Genomic DNA, 18,784 nt, shown 5'->3' with positions numbered 1-18,784 from the left:
AGTTGCTGACCACTGACCGCTGAGGACTGAGAGCTTCAGCTATTGGCGGCGTTGTACGCCTCGGCGTCCATCAGGTCGCCGCTTTCCTCAGTCACATCCAGCCGGAAGAGCCAGCCGTCGCCGTACGGGCCGCTGTTGACAAGTTCGGGGCTGCCGGAAAGCTGGTCATTCACGGCCACGATGGTGCCGCTGGCGGGAGCGTAGATGTCCGAGGCCGTCTTGACCGACTCGACCACGGCGACCGTTTCGCCCGCCGTGACCTCGCGGCCCACCTCGGGGAGTTCGACGTACACCACGTCGCCGAGCTGGTCCTGCGCGAAATCGGAGATACCGACCGTGCCGTCTTCGGCGAGCCATTCGTGGGAGGGGGCGTATTTCAGTTCGGAGGGAGTCTGCATGGGGTTGATTCTCCTATGTGGCGGAGGGGAGATGTGTGGGATTTGGGAGGGAAGGCGCGGGAGAAATCCGACTCACCTCTTGTAGAAGGGCAACTCCAGTCGCCGCGCCGGATGCGCCTTGCCGCGCACCTCGACCTCGTAGGCGTCGGCGGAGGCGGCATCGGCCCGGACAAGCGCCATCGCAATCGGGTGGCCCAGGGTCGGGCTGCTCGTGCCACTCGTGACCTGACCGACCCGTTCGCCGTTGAGCAGCACGGGGTAGCCCTCGCGCACCGGCACCCGGTCGAGCGCCAGGCCGATCAGCTTGACGGGCGGCGCGGCTTGAATTCCCGCGCGGCCCACATGCTCCTTGTCCTTCACGACCCAGGTGTACGTGCTGGCGAGGGGGTGGAGGTCGTCGGCGAACTCGTGGCCGTAGAGGGGGAAGCCCGCCTCCAGCCGCAGGGTGTCCCGCGCGCCCAGCCCCGCCGGGGTCAGCCCCACCGCAAGCAGGCGGTCCCAGAGAGATTCGGCCTCGTCGGTCTTCACGAAGACCTCGAAGCCGTCCTCGCCCGTGTAGCCTGTGCGGGCGAGCAGCACATCGAAACCGAGCAGATTGGCCTTGAAGAAGGCGTTCTTCTTCTTCGCGCCCAGATCCACGTCCACGTGCGGTTGCAGCAGGGTCTCGGCCTCGGGACCCTGGACGGCCAGGAGGCCCCAGCGGTCGCTCTCGTCGGCCAGCGTCACGGCGAAGCCCGCAGTCTGGTTCAGGAGGTGCGTCCAGTCCTTCTCGATGTTGGAGGCATTGACGACGAGGAGGAATTCCTCTGACCCGACCCGGTACACGTAAATATCGTCCACCAGGCCGCCCGTCTCGTTCGGCAGCCAGTTGTACTGGGCGCGGCCGGGCTTGAGCTTGCTCACGTCGTTCGTGGTCACGCGCTGGAGGAAAGCCTCGGCGTCCGGCCCCTGAACGCGGAACTCGCCCATGTGCGAAACGTCGAAGATTCCCGCGCGGGTCCGCACCGCCTCGTGTTCGGCCTTGACGCCCGCGTACTGCACGGGCATGTCCCACCCGCCGAAGGGCACCATACGGGCCCCCGCACGCAGGTGCGCGGCGTGGAGGGGCGTCCGCTTCAGCGCCACGTCAGGAGTACTGCCAGGAGTGCTGGTCACGCCTGAACTGTACCGGAGGTGAGCCCGTTCCCGTCCGGGGGGACCGGACGGAATGCGCGGTACATTGGCTTATGCCCAGTGGCGAAAAGTCGCGCCCGCACGTAATCTTTCCATTTCTGAAAGTGGGGGCGTGACCCCCTCCTTCCTGCTGGGCCTGTTGCCACCAGCCGACTTCGCGGCCCGGGTAGAGGCTTTTCGGGAGCGGCTGGGCCTGCGGGAGAGTGCCCCCCACGTGACGGTGAAAGCCCGCAGCGGCCTGGACGCTGACCTGGCATGGGCGCCGTTAGCACGCGCTGCTCTCGCGGCCAGTTCCCCCGTCACCCTGGAGGTGGGCGGAGCGCGGGCCTTCCGCAACGGGAGCGCCGTGTATCTCGCGGTTCACTCGCCGGGCGCGGTCGCCCTGCATGTCCGGCTCCTCGACGCCCTGGAACCCGCCGAGCGGTTCGGGTACGAGGGGCCGAACATGACGCCGCACCTCACTTTGGCGCTCAGGCGGCGTGGAGTGAACCTCCAGACTGTGTTGGAAGCGGCGCAGGCCGAGTTCGGCGGTCTGGACGAGAAACCCAGCACCTTCACCTGCCCCGAGGTTTGGCTGATGCGGAAACCTGGCCCCGGAGGACTCTACAGGCCCGAGGAGGCTTGGCCGCTGGGTCAAAGCTGAATGGCCCGCACGCCCGTCTCCGTCGCCAGGAAGCCCACCCGCAGGTCGTGGGTCTCGCACGGCAACTCCTCCACGACGAGCGGGTCCCAGACCACGCCAACGGTCGGGCCGGTGAATTCCGGCAGCAACCGGTCGTAGAAGCCGCCCCCATAGCCCAGCCGCACGCCCCGGCGGTCATAGGCCAGGGCGGGGAGGAGCACGGCGTCCACCGTCTCCAGCCCCACCCTCGGCGCGTCTGCCGGGGGTTGCAGCACTCCGAAGCGGCTGAGCTCCGTCGCCGTCTCCCAAGGGTGCAGGGTGAGGTGCGGCGCGGGCCGGAAGCGGGCGCGCGTGGTCAGGAGGTCGAAGTGGGGGGCGAGGGCGGACACGTCCGGCTCCCCCGGCAGCGCCCGGTAGACCAGGACACGCCGAACCTTCCGGGCTTGCAGAAAGGCGACGAGATGGGCGGCGACCTTCGCCGAGAGGTCGGGCACCTCCCGGCGCCTCGCCCGCGCCCACTCCCGCCACTCGGCCTTGCCCTGCGCTGCGGAGGGCTGCATGTACCTGAGCCTACCGTCCCGCCGACCCTGGCATGGTCTGCTGCCCGGGATGAACACGCTCATCGTGGGGGCCACCGGGGGCATCGGCAGGGCGACGGCGCGGGCTTTTGCGGCAGGAGGCGCGCGGCTGACCCTCAGCGGGCGGGACTCGGCGAGGCTGGAAGCGTTGGCCTCGGAACTGGGGGCTCAAAGCCGAATCGCCGACCTCGCCTACGAGAGCCACGTGCGGGCGCTGCTGGAGGAGGTCAATGGGCTGGACACCCTCGTCTATGCTGCCGGGACCGCGCTACCCGGCCCGCTGGCCGAAGCGGAACCCGCCACCGTGCGCGCCGTGTGGAACGCCAACTACTTCGGGGCGCTGTGGGTCCTCAAGCATGGGCTGGGGCGGATGGCGCCCGGGGGACGGGTGTATCTGCTCGGCGCCCGGCCTGAACTCGTCACCGCGCGGGGCTTTTCGCAGTACGCGGCGAGCAAGGCCGCCCTGAGCCGCGCCGCCGAGGTGGCCCGGCTGGAGGCGCGGGGAGTCGGGATCACGCTGGTCCTGCCTCCGGCTGTGGACACGCCGCTGTGGGGCCAGGTGGGCCGGGTTCCGCGGGGAGCCCTCCCGCCGGAAGTCGTGGGCACCGCCATCGCGGCTGACCGCTCCGGTCCCACGCAGAATGAGCTGTGGGTGGGGCAATAACTTCCTGACCTACAAGCGGGGGGAGAGCATGACTGCGAAAGCCCTGAGCGCGACCCCATTGATCGTGCCCTTCAGGGTGGCCCTGCCGGTGCTCAGATTCAGCGTGGTGTTCGTGCCGTTACTGGTGGTGAGGTACGCCTCGTTCGTCCCCGCGATGTCAAAGCCCGTCATCTCGGCGCCCGCATCCACACCCAGGGCTCCCACCGTGTTCAGGGTGCTGAAGGCCGGGCCGACCGTGTGCGTGACCATGGTGTCGAGGTCGGCATTGACCGAGTACAGGGTGGTGGGCGGGTTGAAGTCGGCCATCACCGACTGGTAACCCTGGAAGGAGTTCGTGTACGCCGCCGCGACGAGGTTGGGGTTCTTGCCCGCACCCACGTCGGTCGCCGCGTACATGAGCATGTCGTCGTCCGTGACCGCGCCGTCGGTGGAAGAGCCCGTGGCGGGCGTCAGGCGGTAGTTCATGTCCCCGGTGCTGAAGACGCGCAGGCGCAGGGCTGCCGGGTTGAAGTCCATGGCGTGGGGGGCGCCCAGGCTCCCGCTCGTGTTGAGCGTCAGGGCGCCCGTGGCCGGGTCCACCCGGTTGAGCTTGCCCGTGTCGGTGAGGGCGTACAGCGCGCCGTCCTTGCTGAACACGTCGAGGTCCACCAGGGTATCGCCCACGCCCAGGCCGGTCAGTGCCCGGGTCGTCACGCTGACGGAGGCGTTGTCGAGGCCGAAGGTGACGAGCCGCCCCTGGGCATCCAGCCCGTAGGCCATCCGGCCCGAGGGCGGAGGGGTAACGACGGGGCTTACCCCACCTCCTTCGGCCCCTTCAGCCCGCTTTTGCCCTCGCGCGTCCGCAATACGGCGGCCACATCGGCGGGGGAGACACCCAGCTCGGCCATTGCGAACAGAGTGTGGAAGAAGAGGTCGGCGGCCTCGGTGGCGAGTTCGGCCCGGTCCCCGTTCTTCGCAGCGAGCAGCACCTCGCCCGCCTCCTCGCTGATCTTTTTCAGCACGCGGTCCAGGCCTCCGGCGTGCAGCCGAGCCACGTAGCTGTTCTCGGGCAGGGTGGCGAGCCGTTCGGCAACCGTTGTGTAGACGCGCTCCAGAGTGCCGTCCAGCCCCGTGTCCGTCGCCTCTTCCCCGAGGAGTGGTCGGTGGAAGCAGGAGTATTCGCCCGTGTGGCACGCCGGGCCGGTCTGCTCGACCCGGTACAGCACGCTGTCGCCGTCGCAGTCGAGGGAGACGGACACGACGTGCTGCGTGTGCCCGCTCGTCGACCCCTTGACCCACTGCTCCGCCCGGGAGCGGCTGTAGTAGGTGGCCTCGCGGGTATCCAACGTACGTTGCACGGCCGCACGATCCGCATACGCTTGCATCAGCACCGCGCCCGTTCGGGCATCCTGGGTCACGACGGGAATCAGGCCGTCCGTGCCGAACTTGAGATCGTCCAGCCCCGTCACAGGTCCCTCCATTCCGGGCGTACGGGCAGGCCCTGGCCCTTCAGATACGTCTTGACCTGCGGCACGGTGAGTTCCCCGAAGTGAAAGACGCTGGCAGCAAGGGCGGCGTCGGCCTGGCCCTCTGTCAGCACGTTGCGGAAGTCCTCCAGTTTCCCTGCCCCGCCCGAGGCGATCACGGGCAGGTCCACCGCAGAGGCGACGGCGCGGGTGGCCTCCAGGTCGAAGCCCGCCCGGGTGCCGTCGGCGTCCATCACGTTCAGGCAGATTTCGCCCGCCCCGAGAGATTGGCCCCGCTCGGCCCACTCCAGCAGGTCGAGGCCGGTGTCGATCCGGCCCCCGCCCACGTGGACCGTCCAGCCCTCGCCGTTCGGGCACCGCTTGGCGTCGATGCTCAGCACCACGCACTGGGCGCCGTAGTGATCGGACGCCTCGCGGATCACCTCCGGGCGCCGCACGGCCCCGCTGTTCACGCTGACCTTGTCCGCCCCCGCCATAAGGAGTTGCCGGAAGTCCGAGACGGCGTTCACCCCGCCGCCCACCGTCAGCGGCATCATCACCTGCTCGGCGACCCGGGCGGCCACGTCGAGCATGAGAGAGCGGCCCTCGTGCGTGGCGGTGATGTCGTAGAACACCAGCTCGTCGGCCTGCTGCGCCTCGTAGGCCCGGGCGAGTGTCAGGGGATCGCCCGCGTCGCGGTGGTCCTCGAAAAACCGCACGTTCTTGACCACCCGCCCGTTTTGCACGTCCAGGCACGGGATGATGCGCTTCGTCAACATGGTGGCAGTCTAGAGCGGCTTCCCGTCCCGTTACGGTCGAGTGAACATGGCCTGGTCACACCTGGGCCGTCAGAATTGAGGAAATCTTCATATCCAGCGTGCAGGCTGGGGGAGACGGGGGGAGGAGGGGTCCGGTGGAGCGGCGGCGTATTCTGCTGGTAGACGACAACCCGCACGACGTGGAACTGGCCCTGAACGCCTTTCAGGACAGCGGCGACCACGAGGTGCTGGTCGCGGTGGGGGGGCGGGAGGCCATCGCCCTTCTGCGCGGCCCGGCCCCGCTGCCCGATCTGATCCTGCTCGACCTCAAGATGCCCCAGATTGACGGGCTCGCGGTGCTCGATGCCGTGCGCGGCAACGACACCACCCGCGCTATTCCCGTCGTGATGCTCACCACCAGCGGTGAGGACCGCGACATCCGCGAGAGCTATGCCCACGGCGCGAGCGCCTACGTGATCAAGCCGATGGACTTCACCCAGTTCCGCGAGGCGGTGCGGACCATCACGGCCTTCTGGGCGCACCTGAACCGCCACCCCCGTGTGGGCTGAAGGCCGCCTTTACCTTTCGGGTCCCGGCTCACGCCACCGCGTTACGCTGCCCCCATGCGCGTATGGATCGGTTGCGGCGGTTACACCAACGACGACTGGGCGGCCCCCGGCCTGATCTACGAGGGCGTGAAGAAGGACGCTTACTTGGAGACGTACTCGCGGTACTTCGACGCCGTCGAGCTGAACTCCTCCTTCTACGCCATTCCCGGCCTCAAAGCCTTCGAGGGCATGGCCCGCAAGTCGGCCGGACGCACCCGCTTCGCCGTCAAGCTCAACAAGGTCTTCACCCACGACCGCGCCCCCGCCGACGCCGACTACGACCGGATGCTGCAAAGCCCCGGCCCCCTGGCCGACGCGGGGCTGCTGGGTCCCTACCTCGCCCAGTTCCCGTACTCCTTCCACCGCACCGCGGATAACCGCAAGTACCTGCTGGGCCTGGCCGAGCGTTTCGCCGGGCATGAACTCGCCGTCGAGCTGAGGCACGCCTCGTGGGACAAGCCGGAGGTCCGCGAGGGGATGGCGGAGTACGGCCTGATCTGGGTCAGCCCCGACTACCCCCCGGTTGGCGGGATGCCCGAGCCGCAGGTCCACGTCACGACCGACGTGGGCTACCTCCGATTGCACGGCCGCAACAAGGGCAGTTGGTGGGAGGGCCAGAGCGCCGCCGAGCGCCACGACTACCTCTACAACCGGGCCGAGATGGACGAGTGGGCGGAGAAGATCGCGCTGGTGGCGGATGATCTGTCCGAGCTGTACGTGTTTTTCCAGAACACGACGAAGGGCCATGCGCTGAAGAACATCCCCATGCTGCGGGAGGCCTTGAATGCGCGCGGGGTGCCGGTGCAGACGCCCGACCCGGGGGACGAGGGTCGGCTGATCTGAAGGTCAGTCTGCGGACCGCACGTAAAAGGCGTGGGGTTGCCCCTGCCAGTCTCCTTCATGCGTGGGGGTAAAGCCCACCTTCTCCAGCACCCGGCGACTGGCGCGGTTGTCCGCGTGCGCGAAGCCGAGGAGGTTGCGGCTTAACCGGGAGTCGGGATGCGCGCCGTGCCACGCGACAAGCGCCTGGGCGAGTTCTGTTGCCAGGCCCTGTCCCCACAACTCGGGGAGAAGGAGATAACCCAGTTCGCGGTGTGTCCCGTCGTACAGACCAAAGCCGCCGCGGCCCACCGTCCTCCCGCCGCTGTCCTGTACCCGCCATTTCGTCCAGCCCCACTCGGCCTGCTCGCGCTGGAAGTCAGTCAGGCGCTCAGCAGAGCGCACCTCGTCATAGGGGCCGGAGGCGAAATACCGCATGGTCGCGGGGTCGGCGTGCAGCGCGTGGAACTGCGCGAGGTCGCCGTCCTCCCAGGTGGTGAGGGTCAGGCGCGGCGTGGTGAGGATGGTCTGGCGCATTTCGCCTCAACCTAACATCCGCATCTCGCTCAGCCCGGCCAGGAACTCGCGCTCCGGGTACTCCTCGCCGTCAAAGCCCCGGTCGCCCTCGGCGGGAGTGACGCTCAGCGAGGCGAAGTCGAAGAGGTCGCGGTCGAGGAGGTGGCTGGGCGTCACGCGCGTCAGCGAGCGCAGGATGTTCTGGAGACGGCCCGGGTGCTCCCGCTCCCAGCCTTCCAGCATCTCGCCCACGACCTTGCGCTGTAAGTTCTCCTGACTGCCGCAGAGGTTGCAGGGGATGATGGGAAAGCCCCTCGCCACCGCGTACCGCTCGATGTCCCGCTCCGCAAGATAGGCCAGCGGCCGGATCACTACATTCGTCCCGTCGTCCGATTGCAGCTTGGGGGGCATGGCCTTGAGCCGCGCGCCGAAGAACATGTTCATGAACAGCGTTTCGAGGATGTCGTCGCGGTGGTGCCCCAGCGCGATCTTCGTCGCGCCGATCTTGCGGGCGTGGGCGTACAGGATGCCCCGGCGCAGGCGGCTGCACAGCGAGCAGGTCGTCTTGCCCTCCGGCACCTTCTCCTTGACGATGGAGTAGGTGTCCTGGGTCAGGATGTCGTGCCGCACGCCCAGGCGCGTCAGGTACTCGGGCAGCACGTGGGTGGGAAAGCCCGGCTGGCCCTGGTCGAGGTTCACGGCGACAATTTCGAAGTCGATGGGCGCCCGCTTTTGCAGGTGCAGCAGGAGGTCGAGCAGGGTATAGCTGTCCTTGCCGCCCGAGAGGCAGACCATGACGCGGTCACCGTCCTCGATCATGCGGTAGTCGGTGATGGCCTGGGCGGCGCCCCTGACGAGGGTGGAAAAGAGGCGTTGCGTCTCCGGTGTGAGGGTGTGGGTCATGGGGACTCGCTTTTCTGGCTCTCCCGCATGGGCGGGCAGAACGCCATGCTAGGGTAAATCGCGGAAAGGCTGCGGGGCGGCGGCAACCTTTGCGGGGGAGGGGGGAGGAGTGGCGGCAGCTTCACCCGGCGCCGTCCGCCCCCGTTCCTCCCAGCGTTTCAATCCCGACACGATCAGGAAGGCAACGACCACCATCAGGGTCCAGGCCAGCCACTTGGCGACGTGGACGGGCTGCCAGCCGCCCGATTGGTGCGGGTAGACCCAGGCTCCCAGCCGGGTCGCGGCGTTCTCGGCCAGGAAGACGAAGCCGCCGATCAGGGCGAAGGCGAGGCCCAGCGGCATCTCGTACCGCTCCTGCCCTACGGTGAAGGCCGCCCTCGTCCGGCGGTACGCGAGCAGCAGCGCCGCCGTGACCGCGTAGCGCAGGTCCGGCCCCAGGTGGTGCGTGAAGAAGTTCAGATAAGCCACCGTTGCCAGCCCACCTTGAACGCGTAGGGGTGGGGCCTTCTCCAGGGTCAGGCCAAACCGCCGCCAGGCCTGGGCCATATAGCTGCCGACGCTCACGTACATGAAGCCCGCGTAGAGCGGCACGCCCAGCAGCTTGCTCAGCGCGTCCTCCGGATAGGCCCAGCTCCCGTGGGCGACCTTGAAGGCCTCCAGCGTGAAGCCCAACGCGTGAAACAGCAGGATGACCCCGGCCTCGCGCGGCGTCTCGAAGCGCAGGGCGAGCAGCGCCCCCTGCACAAGCAGGCAGCCCAACAGCAGGAAGTCGTAGCGGGCCAGCCCCCACGCCCCCAGCGGCAGTGCCTGCGACAGCGCGAGCAGGCCCACCACCGCGAAGGCAAAGGTGCAGCACGCTGCCTGCCCCAGAGTGAACCGCCAGAGTTGGGGCCAGAACCGGGCAGCCCGGCGCGGAAGGGCGGGGGCGGACATGGTCTCAGCCTGGCCCTCCCCACCCCGGGGCGCGTCATGCCAAAGGCGGACGATGGGGCGCCGGGGAGCCGGTAGGTTGAAGGCAGAATGCCTGCCCTCCTCCCCACCGACCGTGAGCCCCGCCCCCAGAGGCCACATGAAAGGCCGTTAAAGTGAGGGCCATGCGGTTCTTCACTGGCCTGGGCGTGCTCCTCCTGCTGGGCGTGGCGGGCGCCGGGGCGATGTGGTGGGCCTGGGGGCGCGACCTGCCCAGCGTGCAGGATCTCGACGTGCTGGAATTCAGCGGCAAGACCCGGGTGTACGACCGCCAGGGGACGCTGGTCGGCACCCTGACCCCCAGCCTGGGCAGCGGCGAGGGCGTGAACCGCGACCTCCTGAAGCTCAACGAGATCAGCCCCTGGCTGCAAAAGGCCATGGTGACGAGTGAGGACCGCCGCTTCTTCGAGCATCACGGGGTCGATTACATCGGGATTGCGCGCGGGCTCCTGAAGGGCATCTTCGAGAACGACCTGGAGGGTGGTTCCTCCATCACCCAGCAGGTCGTGAAGAACACGCTGCTCTCCGACCTCAAGAGTGCGCGCACCCCCGAGCGCAAGTTCAAGGAGGCGGTGCTCGCCTACCAGCTGGAGCGCAGCTTCACCAAGGACCAGATTCTCAACGCCTACCTGAACGTCATCTACTGGGGCGACGGGGGGCGCAGCGACATCATCGGGGCGGGGACGGCGGCGCGGGCGTATTTCCGCAAGAGTGCTGCCGACCTCAACCTCGCCGAGAGCGTGTACCTCACGACCATCGTGCCCGCGCCCAACAAGCGGTACAAGGACTTCAAGGCGTACCGCCCGCTGATGCGGAACCTGCTCGACCGCATGGTGGAGGACGGGCGGGTCACGAAGGCGGAGGCGGACGCTGCGTGGCGCACCCCGATCTACCCGGCGGGCTGGCGCCTGGGCTGGAACGAGGACGGTACTGTCCGCAGCGCCGTGCTGGAGCGGCCCGAACGGCTCCAGGAGAACATGCCGCCACCCCCGGTGCAGTCGGCCTTTCACTACCTGCAGGCGGTCGAGCGCGAACTGATCCCCAAGATCGGGCGTAAGGCGCTGTTCGGCGGGGGCAAGGTCTACACGGCGCTGGACCTCGGGGCGCAGGAGGCGTCCGAGCGGGCGAGTTTGAATGCTCAGCTCCCCGATGGGGCGACCCTGGGCTTGGCGCTCGTCAGCCCGAAAAATGGGGAGGTTCTCGCGCTGGTCGGCCAGAAGCTGACGGGCGGACGGCCCTCCGACTGGAACAACGCCGTCCAGGCGCGGCGGCAAGTGGGCAGCTCGATCAAGCCGTTGCTGTACACCCTGGCGCTCGAAAAGGGCTGGAAGCAGAGCGACACCGTACTCGACGCGCCGCTGACGGGCGACTACCAGCCGCAGAACTACGACGGGCGCTGGACGGGTCGCTACGTCACCATGCGGTACGCGCTCGACCACAGCCTGAACCTCCCCACCGTCCGCATCGCGCAGGAGGTGAGGCTCTCCAATTTCGAGACCAAGTTGCGCGAGCTGGGGCTCGACCCGCCGCCGAACGCCGGATTGTCCCTGAGCATCGGCACGCTGGAGGCGAGCCCGCTCCAGATGGCCGCCGCCTATGCCCCTTTTGCTAACGGTGGTCTCTACTACGCGCCCACCCTGGTGCGCCGGGTGGAGGATGACCGGGGGCAGGTGCTCTACAGCCGCCCTAATCCGCAGGGCAAGAGAGTGTGGGACGAGCGCACCGCCTGGCTGGGGCTGGACATGATCCGCGGCGTGGTGAACGACCTCACCCCCGCCGAGGGCGGCCTAGCCACCCGGGCGCGGATTCCCGGCCGGGAGGTGGGCGGCAAGACGGGCACGACCAACGACGTGAAGGACCTGTGGTTCGCCGGGGTCACGCCCACGATCAGCGGGGCGGTCTGGGTCGGCAAGCAGGCGGGCGGCGCGCTGCCGGGCTGGGCCTACAGCGGCGAGATTCCCACCCCCGTCTGGCAGCGGGCGGTGGCGGGGGCGCTCGCCGGGCAGCCGCGCCAGAGCTTCACGGAGCCCGGCGGCATCACCTACCGGGTGGTGCGCCGCGTCGAGATGGCCTTCCGCGAGGAGGAGGCCGACGCGGAGCAGACCGCCCGCGACGGCAGCGGCAACAGTGAGGGAGGCGGCTTCTTCAGCCGTCGAGACCGTGCGCCCGCCCCGGCCCCCCAGCCGGAGCCCGACCCCGCTCCCCAGCCTGACCCCGTGACCGAGGTGCCCCCGCAAGACGCTCCGGCTGGGGAGGTGCCTTCCCTCGACCTGAACGCGGTGCCCGTGGACCCGGCCATCGACGGCATCCCCCCCGGGGACCCATACGCCGCCCCGCAGGAGAACCCGGCGCCCCAGGAGGGCGGCACGGCTGAGCCGAAGACGGACGATTCCTTCACGTCAAGTGAGCCTGAAGCTCCCCCGGCCGAGCCCCTTCCCGACGACAGTTCCTCCATCGACATCGCGCCGGAACCGGCCCCTGCCGAGCCGCAGCCCCTCCCCGAACCGCTCCCCGAGGAGGATGGCGACACGCCCGTCTCGCCCGATGGGTTCTCCCAGGACGGCAGTCAGCCGGACACGAGCAGCGAGAGCAGTCCCCCCGAGACGGCCCCCACCTTCTGACCGCTACCCGTCCAAGGGGATCAGCGTGAGCGTCCCCGTGTGTGCCGGTCCGTCGATGGTCAGAACCTCCAGGCGGCAGGGCAGGTCGTCGCGCCCATGCTCACGGACAAGGTAATTGAGGGCAGCGCGCCGCATCAGGCCGAGCTTGCGCGCGGTGACGCTCTCGGCGGCGCTGCCGTAGCGGGCATTGCGCCGCTGCCGCACCTCAGTGAAGACGAGCATTCCACCCTCGCGGCTGACCAGATCGATCTCGCCCCCCGGGATGCGGTAGTTGCGCGCCAGGACCTCCCGCCCCAGCGTCTCCAGGTGGGCGGCGGCGCGTGCTTCAGCATCGGCACCCTTCACGTCAGCCACTCATGCCAAGCGGTGAAGTCGGGCACCGCGAGTGACGCGCCCGCCGCGAGCAGCTTCTCCGCAGGGGAGGTGGTCGTCAGGGCCACGACCGTGCAGCCCGCCCCCGCCGCGCTGAGGACCCCATTCACCGCATCCTCGTGGGCCAGGCAGTCCCGTGGGTCCAGGCCCAGCAGCGCCGCGCCCCGCTCGAAGGGTTCCGGGTGCGGCTTGCCGCGGGTGACGTGTTCGCCCAGCACCCGCGGCCCGAAGCGTGAACCGAACCCCAGCGCCGCCATCCCGAACTCCACGTTCACCGCGTCGGCACTCGTGACGAGCGCGAAGGGGACGCCCCGTTCCTCCAGCGCGTCGAGGTAGGCGCTCAGGCCCGCGACCTCGCGCAGCGCCCCCTGGGCCAGGGTGCGGTAGCGGCCCTCCTTCGCTTCATGGAAACGCCGGATCAACACCTCGTCCGGGTACGTGCCCGTCAGCCGCTCGATGATCTCGGGGTTACGGCCCCCGTCCACCTTGGTGTCGAGGTCGTGGTCGGTGAGCGTCAGGCTCAGCACCTCGGCGGCGACCTCCAGCCAGGCCTGGCGGTGAAAGACGTTGTTGCTTGTCAGCACCCCGTCCATGTCGAATAGCACCCCGGCGGGGCGGGCGGGGAGTGTGAGGCTCACGCCTCCTCCGGCCCGTGCCCCAGCTCAGCGAGCAGGTCCCGGTAGAGCCGGGCGGCGTCGCGGCGCACGTCGTCCAGGCCAGCGTCCTCCGGGGCGAGTTCGAGGGCCGTCTCCAGCGCGCCCTCCAGCACTGCCGCGTAGATGGGCCAGCGGCCCCCCGACCGCGCCACGCCCCCGCCATCCCGGTCGGTGTCGAGCGTTTGCAGGGCCACCTCCGCTGCCGCGCGCTCGGCGTCGCGCTTGGAGCGGCCCTCGCCCTGGCCGAGTGCCCGGCCACCCGCCGAGACAGTCACGCGAAACAGCCGGTCGTGGGGCGGGCCGTCCGCCGTGGCGTCGAAGGTCGGCGTGCCCAGGCCCAGCGCCTGGAGTCGCGCGATCAGGTCTCCCTTGGGGTTCATGGCCCCCAGCGTAGAACACGGGGAGGGCCCTCGTCCCCCTGGCCGCACGAATGCTCCCGCGCGCCCCATTTATCCGGAACCGGCAGGCGGTATGCTCGGCCCCCGGAGAAGGAGCACGCCCTAGTCTGCCCTCCCGGTGGCCTGCGGCGACCCCCTGCCCGGAGGCCCCATGACCCAGACCGTCCCCGCCGCCCCGCCCCCCAGCCCGACTCGCCCGGAGCGCCGCCTGGTTCTCGGCGTGCAGCACGCCATCGCCATGTTCGGGGCGACGGTGCTCGTGCCCATTCTGGTGGGCCTCTCGCCCAGCGTGGCCCTCTTCGGGGCCGGGCTCGCCACCCTGATCTTCCACCTGCTCACCGGGGGCCGGGTGCCCATCTTCCTGGGCTCCAGCTTCGCCTTCATCGCGCCGACCGCGCTCGTCGTCAAGGAGATGGGGCCGGGCGCGGCGGCGGGCGGATTGATCGCCGCCGGGGCGATGTACCTGCTGTTCAGCGGGCTGGTGAAACTCTTCGGCACGGACCGGCTGCTGCGGGTGTTTCCCCCGGTCGTCACCGGCCCCGTCATCATCGTGATCGGGCTGGGGCTGAGCAGCGTCGCCGTGAACGAGGCGAAGACGAACTGGTGGCTGGCCCTCGTCACGCTCGCCGCCGCCGTGGTCGCCAGCGTGTACGGGCGTGGGCTCTTCCGCATGATCCCCATCTTGATCGGCGTGGTGGTCGGCTACCTCGTCGCGCTCGCCACCGGGCAGATCGGGAGTGAAGCCTTGAACGCGATTGGCGCCGCGCCGCTGCTGGGGCTGCCCGATTTCCACGCGCCCGCGTTGGACTGGCGGGCGGTCGCCATCATCGCGCCCGTCGCCGTCGTGACCTTTATCGAGCATGTGGGCGACGTGATTGTGAACGGCCGGGTCGTAGGGCAGAACTTCCTGCAAAACCCAGGGCTGAGCCGCACCCTCTTCGCGGACGGGATCGCCAACATGAGCAGCGCCGCGCTGGGTGGGCCCGCGGCGACTACCTACGCCGAGAACACGGGGGTGCTGGCGCTGACGCGGGTGTACGACCCGGCCATTCTCCGCATTGGTGCCGTGTTCGCCATCCTCTTCGGCTGCTCGCCCAAGCTGGCCGCCGTCCTGAAGAGTCTGCCCCAGGGCGTGTTGGGCGGCGTCTCCATCCTGCTCTTCGGCATGATCGCCTCCGTGGGCATCCGCACCCTGGCCGAGGCGAGGATCGACTTCGCGCATTCCCGCAACCTGATCGTGGTAAGCCTGATCCTGGTGCTGGGGCTGGGCGGGGCGGCCTTTCCCATCGCGGTGGGGGGCACGACGCTGACCCTCTCAGGCATGGCGCTCGCCGCCGTGGTGGGCATCGTGGCGAACCTCCTCCTGCCCGCCCAGAGGGCCGAGGTAGATGGGGTGCCCACGGAGGCGGAGCGAGTTATCCACTGAGGGTGGGAAGTGAGGGGGGCCGCTCGCGTTGGGTTGGGCGGCCCCTCCTCTTTTCCCGCCTCCCCCGTAGCCGTCCTAACGGTCCTCTCCTGGGCGCCGATTAAGGTGGAACCAGGCCCGTGATGACCCCCCCCTCCTCCTCCGTCCAGTACGTGCCGCTCAAGGACCAGGCGCTGCCTATCGTCGTGGAGCGGCTGGAGGGCTGGGCGAGCGCCCCCGGCCAGATCTTCCGGCCCCACCGGCACGACTTTCAGGAAATCCTCTGGGTCCACTCGGGGCAGGCCCGGCACACCATCGACGGGCGGCTGATCGAGCTGCGGGCGCCCAGCGTCAGTCTGATTGCGCGGGGGCAGGTTCACGCCTTCGTGGACGGGCAGGGTTTCGGCGCCTTCGTGGTGTCCTTTACCGAGGACCTGCTGGCGGGCACGCCGGGCGCCGCGGCGGGGCAACTGCTGTTCAACTACGCGCCCGGCGATCAGGCGGTCCCGGTGGGGCCGGAGCTGCAGGGCCAGGCGCTGGCCCTGCTGGAGCTGCTGGCGGGCGAGTACGAGCGGGTGCGGGGCGGGGGAGACGTCCGGCTGCTGCGCCCCCTGGTCGAGGCCCTGCTGGTGCTCGTGTGGCGCGCGGTTCGGGCCGCCGACGTGGACCATGTGAAGGGCGCGCCCGACCTGCCCCGGGTCCTCACGCTGCTGGAGCGCCACTTCACCGCCTGGCACGACGTGGGGCGCTACGCCCGGGCGCTGAACCTCTCACCCAAGGGGCTTTCCCGGCTCACCCGCGCGGCGCTGGGCAAGACCGCCAAGGAGGTCATTCAGGACCGCCGGACCCTGGAGGCCCGGAGGCTGCTGAGCTTCACGGGCGCGAGCGTGAAGGAGATCGCGGGGCAGCTCGGCTTCGCGGACCCCTTTCACTTCAGCCGGTCGTTCAAGGCGGCGACAGGCCTCTCCCCCCAGGCCTTCCGCGAGGGGAGGCCGGAGGAGCAGGCCGGGAGAAAATGACATGGCGCCGTCCCATCCCAGCATTCCCCCCGCTAGAGCCCGCCTGTAGCGTGGGAAAGGGGGGGAGCCTGTTTCCCGCCTCCCGTGAAGTCCGCTCCTGAAGCGAAACGAGTGAGCCCGGTCCACCGGGCATGCCCGGCAAGGAGGCCTGTCATGCACAAGACCTACACCGCCCGCCTGCTGTCCCTCGCCGTCCTGTCCCTGGCCGCCGCGGGCGCCGCGCCCGCCAAGTTCGAGGTGGTGAGCAGCGCCGAGAACGCCAACGTGATGACCGTCGAGAGCGAGACGGCCGTCGAGAACTTCACGGGCCGCACGAACAAGATCAGCGGAACGCTCACCTTCGACCCCGTGGCACGAACCGGGAGCGGCACGGTCGTCATCGACGGCGCGAGCATCGACACCGGCATCGCCACGCGCAACGGGCACATGCGCTCGGCCGCGTGGCTGAACTTCGACAGGGCGCCCCAGGTGAAGTTCACCGCGACCCGCGTCACCCGCGTGAGCGGCGACCAGTACCGGGTGACGGGGAACCTCACCCTGAACGGGATCACGAAGCCCGTGACGGCGGACGCGACTGTGCGCTACACACCCGCAGGCGACAGCACGAAGGCGGCCGGTCTCAAGGGCAACGTGCTGGCGGTCAGCACCAAGTTCAACGTGAAGCTCAGCGATTTCGGCGTGAAGAACGGGCAGATCACCTCGGGCCGCGTGAACGACGAGCTGGCGATCTCGGTGCGCTTCGTCGCCAGCGACGGGTAGGGCGTGCGGCCTGCCCTCCTGCGCCGGGTCGCGGGCGTCTTTACCGTGTTGGCGCTCGTCGCGCTGGTGCTGAGCCTGGTGGTCAGCGCGGTCTTGCTGCGGGACGCGGCCCTGGTCCAGCGTGTCGAGCCTGCCGGGGCAGTGGGCGCCCTCTTCGGTGACACGGAAAGCCCGGGCACGCCTATCGGCTCCCCCCAGCGGCTTATCGTGCGCGACGCGGGGGCCTTCCTGCCCGGCCAGAGCCAGGACGGCGTGCGGTACCTCAGCGAGACCTACCTGCGCGAGAACGGCGTCTACCCCCTCTAGGTCAAGACGGTGGAGCTGGTGCGAAACCTCGTCGTGGGGGCCTCCGTCGCCGCGCTGCTGCTCTTCGGAGGGCTTTGGAACTGGGCGCGTCGCCGAACGGGCTGACTTTAGAACACGCGCGGCAAGAGGGCCACATCCAGGACAAGATGTGGCCCTCTCGGCTGTCCCCGCCTACAGATTTCCCCCCAGCCAGACCAGGGTGGTCGCCCAGGCATTCTCGGCCGCGTCGCGCTTGTAGTTCTGCCCGGTGTCGTTGTGGAAGGCGTGGTTGGCCCCCGGGTAGATCAGGAACTGGTGCTTGACGCCCGCCGCGGTGAGGGCCGCGTCTGTCGCCGCCGCGTTCGAGGTGATGCGGTTGTCGAGCCCGCCGTAGATGCCCAGCACCGCCGCCCTGATCTTGGGGATGTCCTCGAAGGACGGCGACGGGCCGTAGAAGGGCACGGCGGCCTTCAGGTCGGGCAGCAGCGTCGCCATCCGCCAGGTCATGCCGCCGCCCCAGCAAAAACCGACCATTCCGAAGCGCTCCGCCTGCGCGCCCGGCTGGGCCTTCAGGAACTTCACTGCCTCCAGCCCGTGCGCGACGTGGGCCTCGGCCGGGGTGCGGGCGATGAAGGCGGAGATCTGGGCGGTGTCGGTGAACTTCGCCGTCCCGCCCTCGGGCGAGACGAAATCGGGGGCCAGCCCGATGTACCCGGCCTTGGCGACGCGGCGGGTCACGTCCTGAATATGCGGCTGGAGGCCCCGGTTCTCATGAATCACCATCACGATGGGGGCGCTCGCCACCCCCTTCGGGCGGGCCAGGTAGGCGAAGTTGGTGCGGCCCAGCGCCTCGTAGGTGACGGCCCCCGCCTCGATGGAAGGGTCGTCGGGCGCGACCTGATAGACATTCTGGGCGGGCTCGTTCTGCGGCGGGGCCGTCTGCGCCTCGGCCAGTTCGGCGGCGCTCACGCCCAGCACCCCCAGCGAGGCCAGCAGCGTCCGCGCCCCCAGGATGGAGCCGCCCAGCAGGACACTCCGGCGCAGAAACTCGCGGCGGGGGAGCTCCCCCTCGCGGTAATCCTCGGCGAACTCCTCGGCCACGTAGCGGAACAGGTCCTGCCGGTACTCGCTCATACACCTCTCCTTTATGGGTAACCCTTTCGATGTTAAGTGGAAAGGGGAGAGGTGAGGTGTAGGGACGCGCACGAATGGCGGGCCTGGGCGCCGTACTCTGAGCCATGCGCTCCCCTGCCCCCACCCTCCTGCTCGCCCTCGCGTTTGCCCTGGCGGGGAGTTCGGGGGGAGCTTCACAACCAGCCTCCCCCGTGCAGCCCGGTCAGGTGTGGAGGCTGGACGGCGTGACGGCCGACGGCGAGCAGTTTCAGACCGTCCTGCGTCTGAGACCCCAGCCCCCGGCGGGCCAACCGCTGACCTACCGCGCCGACCGCGGCGCCCTGCTCTACGACCCGCGGGTGCCGTCGCTCGTCGCCCTGGACACCGCCGATGCCGGGAACGGCGGCCTGGCCCTGGCCTGCGTGACCCTGGGGAGCACCCGCGCGCCGCTCTCCGGCGTCCTGATCAGCGGCCCTCTGCCCGAGGTCTCGGCCCGGCTGAAGGAGGCCTTCGCGGTGGCGAGCGTCGCGCGCACCCCGGCGGACCTCCGGGCGGCGGCAAGGGAGCTGCGGCTGGGGACGTGTACACTCCGTCGCCAGTAGGACGCTGCGGCTGAGTTGCGGCTCCCCGGCGATGGGCCGGGATTTATGCTGCCCCATACGCTCCCTTCTGCTGCCCAGACCATGCCCACGACGTCCACTGT

23 protein-coding genes are annotated in these 18,784 nt (G+C 69.5%); 10 read left to right on the top strand and 13 right to left on the bottom strand.

Annotation, left to right across the window (positions count from 1 at the left end; translation table 11 throughout):
- Positions 1-35: 35 nt before the first annotated feature.
- Together gcvH and gcvT are read right to left on the bottom strand one after the other, a co-directional pair.
- Complete coding sequence (gcvH, locus tag F784_RS0108630; protein ID WP_019586328.1) at positions 36-398, bottom strand: glycine cleavage system protein GcvH; 363 nt, start codon at positions 396-398, stop codon at positions 36-38.
- A gap of 72 nt (positions 399-470) precedes the next feature.
- Positions 471-1,553: a glycine cleavage system aminomethyltransferase GcvT gene (gcvT, locus tag F784_RS0108625; protein ID WP_157465136.1), complete on the bottom strand. Its 1,083-nt coding sequence runs from the start codon at positions 1,551-1,553 to the stop codon at positions 471-473.
- A gap of 130 nt (positions 1,554-1,683) precedes the next feature.
- Between gcvT and F784_RS0108620 the strand changes: the two genes are divergently transcribed.
- Positions 1,684-2,214, top strand: coding sequence for a 2'-5' RNA ligase family protein (locus F784_RS0108620; protein WP_019586326.1), 531 nt, complete (start codon positions 1,684-1,686; stop codon positions 2,212-2,214).
- On the opposite strand, the gene F784_RS0108615 is transcribed toward F784_RS0108620, so the two are convergent.
- Positions 2,205-2,753 (bottom strand): 5-formyltetrahydrofolate cyclo-ligase, encoded by a 549-nt coding sequence (locus F784_RS0108615; protein WP_019586325.1) that lies wholly within the window; start codon positions 2,751-2,753, stop codon positions 2,205-2,207. The two genes, F784_RS0108620 and F784_RS0108615, sit on opposite strands and share 10 nt — an antisense overlap.
- 49 nt (positions 2,754-2,802) lie before the next feature.
- Between F784_RS0108615 and F784_RS0108610 the strand changes: the two genes are divergently transcribed.
- The gene (locus F784_RS0108610; RefSeq protein WP_026332373.1) at positions 2,803-3,435 is read left to right on the top strand and encodes an SDR family NAD(P)-dependent oxidoreductase; all 633 of its coding nucleotides are present in this window, start codon (positions 2,803-2,805) and stop codon (positions 3,433-3,435) included.
- 9 nt (positions 3,436-3,444) lie between these two features.
- Here F784_RS0108610 and F784_RS0108605 read toward each other — a convergent pair whose 3' ends face one another.
- Genes F784_RS0108605 through hisF form a run of 3 tightly spaced genes read right to left on the bottom strand, consistent with a single transcriptional unit; the run spans position 3,445 to position 5,659 of the window.
- Entirely contained in the window at positions 3,445-4,194 is a 750-nt protein-coding gene (locus tag F784_RS0108605) for a DUF4394 domain-containing protein (RefSeq protein WP_019586323.1), read from the bottom strand.
- A gap of 32 nt (positions 4,195-4,226) precedes the next feature.
- Positions 4,227-4,883 carry a bifunctional phosphoribosyl-AMP cyclohydrolase/phosphoribosyl-ATP diphosphatase HisIE gene (gene hisIE / locus F784_RS0108600; RefSeq protein ID WP_019586322.1) on the bottom strand — a complete coding sequence of 219 codons (657 nt, stop codon included), beginning with the start codon at positions 4,881-4,883 and terminating at the stop codon, positions 4,227-4,229.
- A complete protein-coding gene (gene hisF / locus F784_RS0108595; RefSeq protein WP_019586321.1) occupies positions 4,880-5,659 on the bottom strand; it encodes an imidazole glycerol phosphate synthase subunit HisF in 780 nt (259 codons plus the stop codon). The genes hisIE and hisF overlap by 4 nt, the downstream gene beginning before the upstream one ends.
- A gap of 134 nt (positions 5,660-5,793) precedes the next feature.
- Here hisF and F784_RS0108590 point away from each other — a divergent pair, with 134 nt between their 5' ends.
- On the top strand, positions 5,794-6,207 hold the full coding sequence (locus F784_RS0108590) for a response regulator (protein WP_019586320.1): 414 nt from the start codon (positions 5,794-5,796) through the stop codon (positions 6,205-6,207).
- A 54-nt stretch (positions 6,208-6,261) separates the two neighbouring features.
- Complete coding sequence (locus F784_RS0108585; RefSeq protein ID WP_019586319.1) at positions 6,262-7,089, top strand: DUF72 domain-containing protein; 828 nt, start codon at positions 6,262-6,264, stop codon at positions 7,087-7,089.
- A gap of 3 nt (positions 7,090-7,092) precedes the next feature.
- On the opposite strand, the gene F784_RS0108580 is transcribed toward F784_RS0108585, so the two are convergent.
- The 3 genes from F784_RS0108580 to F784_RS0108570 are packed head-to-tail and all read right to left on the bottom strand — an operon-like array spanning position 7,093 to position 9,417.
- Entirely contained in the window at positions 7,093-7,602 is a 510-nt protein-coding gene (locus F784_RS0108580; protein ID WP_019586318.1) for a GNAT family N-acetyltransferase, read from the bottom strand.
- 6 nt (positions 7,603-7,608) lie between these two features.
- Complete coding sequence (ttcA, locus tag F784_RS0108575; protein ID WP_019586317.1) at positions 7,609-8,484, bottom strand: tRNA 2-thiocytidine(32) synthetase TtcA; 876 nt, start codon at positions 8,482-8,484, stop codon at positions 7,609-7,611.
- A 48-nt stretch (positions 8,485-8,532) separates the two neighbouring features.
- Positions 8,533-9,417, bottom strand: coding sequence for a DUF817 domain-containing protein (locus F784_RS0108570; RefSeq protein WP_019586316.1), 885 nt, complete (start codon positions 9,415-9,417; stop codon positions 8,533-8,535).
- 161 nt (positions 9,418-9,578) lie between these two features.
- Between F784_RS0108570 and F784_RS0108565 the strand changes: the two genes are divergently transcribed.
- Positions 9,579-12,074: a transglycosylase domain-containing protein gene (locus F784_RS0108565; RefSeq protein WP_019586315.1), complete on the top strand. Its 2,496-nt coding sequence runs from the start codon at positions 9,579-9,581 to the stop codon at positions 12,072-12,074.
- Positions 12,075-12,077: 3 nt separating this feature from the next.
- Here F784_RS0108565 and F784_RS0108560 read toward each other — a convergent pair whose 3' ends face one another.
- The 3 genes from F784_RS0108560 to F784_RS0108550 are packed head-to-tail and all read right to left on the bottom strand — an operon-like array spanning position 12,078 to position 13,482.
- A complete protein-coding gene (locus F784_RS0108560; protein WP_019586314.1) occupies positions 12,078-12,419 on the bottom strand; it encodes a YraN family protein in 342 nt (113 codons plus the stop codon).
- The gene (locus F784_RS0108555; RefSeq protein WP_019586313.1) at positions 12,416-13,084 is read right to left on the bottom strand and encodes an HAD family hydrolase; all 669 of its coding nucleotides are present in this window, start codon (positions 13,082-13,084) and stop codon (positions 12,416-12,418) included. Before F784_RS0108555 ends, F784_RS0108560 begins: the two co-directional genes overlap by 4 nt.
- Positions 13,081-13,482, bottom strand: coding sequence for a putative dsRNA-binding protein (locus F784_RS0108550; RefSeq protein ID WP_019586312.1), 402 nt, complete (start codon positions 13,480-13,482; stop codon positions 13,081-13,083). Before F784_RS0108550 ends, F784_RS0108555 begins: the two co-directional genes overlap by 4 nt.
- A 169-nt stretch (positions 13,483-13,651) precedes the next feature.
- Here F784_RS0108550 and F784_RS0108545 point away from each other — a divergent pair, with 169 nt between their 5' ends.
- The 4 genes from F784_RS0108545 to F784_RS0108530 all read left to right on the top strand — a co-directional run bounded on the left by F784_RS0108545 (position 13,652) and on the right by F784_RS0108530 (position 16,989).
- Positions 13,652-14,926, top strand: a complete 1,275-nt coding sequence (locus tag F784_RS0108545; protein WP_019586311.1) for a uracil-xanthine permease family protein — start codon at positions 13,652-13,654, stop codon at positions 14,924-14,926.
- Between the two features lie 122 nt (positions 14,927-15,048).
- On the top strand, positions 15,049-15,924 hold the full coding sequence (locus tag F784_RS0108540; protein WP_019586310.1) for a helix-turn-helix domain-containing protein: 876 nt from the start codon (positions 15,049-15,051) through the stop codon (positions 15,922-15,924).
- Positions 15,925-16,077: 153 nt separating this feature from the next.
- Entirely contained in the window at positions 16,078-16,683 is a 606-nt protein-coding gene (locus F784_RS0108535) for a YceI family protein (protein ID WP_019586309.1), read from the top strand.
- Positions 16,684-16,686: 3 nt separating this feature from the next.
- The gene (locus tag F784_RS0108530) at positions 16,687-16,989 is read left to right on the top strand and encodes a hypothetical protein (protein ID WP_019586308.1); all 303 of its coding nucleotides are present in this window, start codon (positions 16,687-16,689) and stop codon (positions 16,987-16,989) included.
- Positions 16,990-17,160: 171 nt separating this feature from the next.
- On the opposite strand, the gene F784_RS0108525 is transcribed toward F784_RS0108530, so the two are convergent.
- A complete protein-coding gene (locus F784_RS0108525; protein ID WP_019586307.1) occupies positions 17,161-18,102 on the bottom strand; it encodes a dienelactone hydrolase family protein in 942 nt (313 codons plus the stop codon).
- Between the two features lie 104 nt (positions 18,103-18,206).
- Between F784_RS0108525 and F784_RS0108520 the strand changes: the two genes are divergently transcribed.
- On the top strand, positions 18,207-18,683 hold the full coding sequence (locus F784_RS0108520) for a hypothetical protein (RefSeq protein WP_019586306.1): 477 nt from the start codon (positions 18,207-18,209) through the stop codon (positions 18,681-18,683).
- Positions 18,684-18,784 lie beyond the last annotated feature (101 nt).

The sequence above is a fragment of the Deinococcus apachensis DSM 19763 genome (genome assembly GCF_000381345.1).
Classification (GTDB): Bacteria; Deinococcota; Deinococci; order Deinococcales; family Deinococcaceae; genus Deinococcus; species Deinococcus apachensis.
This window is presented reverse-complemented; position numbering and strand designations above follow the sequence as displayed.

Excerpts from the sequence above, each read along its gene's own strand:
- F784_RS0108610 (WP_026332373.1), top strand. The coding sequence starts at position 2,803 with ATGAACACGCTCATCGTGGGGGCCACCGGGGGCATCGGCAGGGCGACG.
- F784_RS0108520 (WP_019586306.1), top strand. The coding sequence starts at position 18,207 with ATGCGCTCCCCTGCCCCCACCCTCCTGCTCGCCCTCGCGTTTGCCCTG.
- hisF (WP_019586321.1), bottom strand. The coding sequence starts at position 5,659 with ATGTTGACGAAGCGCATCATCCCGTGCCTGGACGTGCAAAACGGGCGG.
- F784_RS0108585 (WP_019586319.1), top strand. The coding sequence starts at position 6,262 with ATGCGCGTATGGATCGGTTGCGGCGGTTACACCAACGACGACTGGGCG.
- F784_RS0108525 (WP_019586307.1), bottom strand. The coding sequence starts at position 18,102 with ATGAGCGAGTACCGGCAGGACCTGTTCCGCTACGTGGCCGAGGAGTTC.
- F784_RS0108615 (WP_019586325.1), bottom strand. The coding sequence starts at position 2,753 with ATGCAGCCCTCCGCAGCGCAGGGCAAGGCCGAGTGGCGGGAGTGGGCG.
- ttcA (WP_019586317.1), bottom strand. The coding sequence starts at position 8,484 with ATGACCCACACCCTCACACCGGAGACGCAACGCCTCTTTTCCACCCTC.
- F784_RS0108535 (WP_019586309.1), top strand. The coding sequence starts at position 16,078 with ATGCACAAGACCTACACCGCCCGCCTGCTGTCCCTCGCCGTCCTGTCC.
- gcvH (WP_019586328.1), bottom strand. The coding sequence starts at position 398 with ATGCAGACTCCCTCCGAACTGAAATACGCCCCCTCCCACGAATGGCTC.
- F784_RS0108550 (WP_019586312.1), bottom strand. The coding sequence starts at position 13,482 with ATGAACCCCAAGGGAGACCTGATCGCGCGACTCCAGGCGCTGGGCCTG.
- F784_RS0108570 (WP_019586316.1), bottom strand. The coding sequence starts at position 9,417 with ATGTCCGCCCCCGCCCTTCCGCGCCGGGCTGCCCGGTTCTGGCCCCAA.
- F784_RS0108605 (WP_019586323.1), bottom strand. The coding sequence starts at position 4,194 with ATGGCCTACGGGCTGGATGCCCAGGGGCGGCTCGTCACCTTCGGCCTC.
- F784_RS0108545 (WP_019586311.1), top strand. The coding sequence starts at position 13,652 with ATGACCCAGACCGTCCCCGCCGCCCCGCCCCCCAGCCCGACTCGCCCG.
- F784_RS0108580 (WP_019586318.1), bottom strand. The coding sequence starts at position 7,602 with ATGCGCCAGACCATCCTCACCACGCCGCGCCTGACCCTCACCACCTGG.
- F784_RS0108540 (WP_019586310.1), top strand. The coding sequence starts at position 15,049 with ATGACCCCCCCCTCCTCCTCCGTCCAGTACGTGCCGCTCAAGGACCAG.
- F784_RS0108565 (WP_019586315.1), top strand. The coding sequence starts at position 9,579 with ATGCGGTTCTTCACTGGCCTGGGCGTGCTCCTCCTGCTGGGCGTGGCG.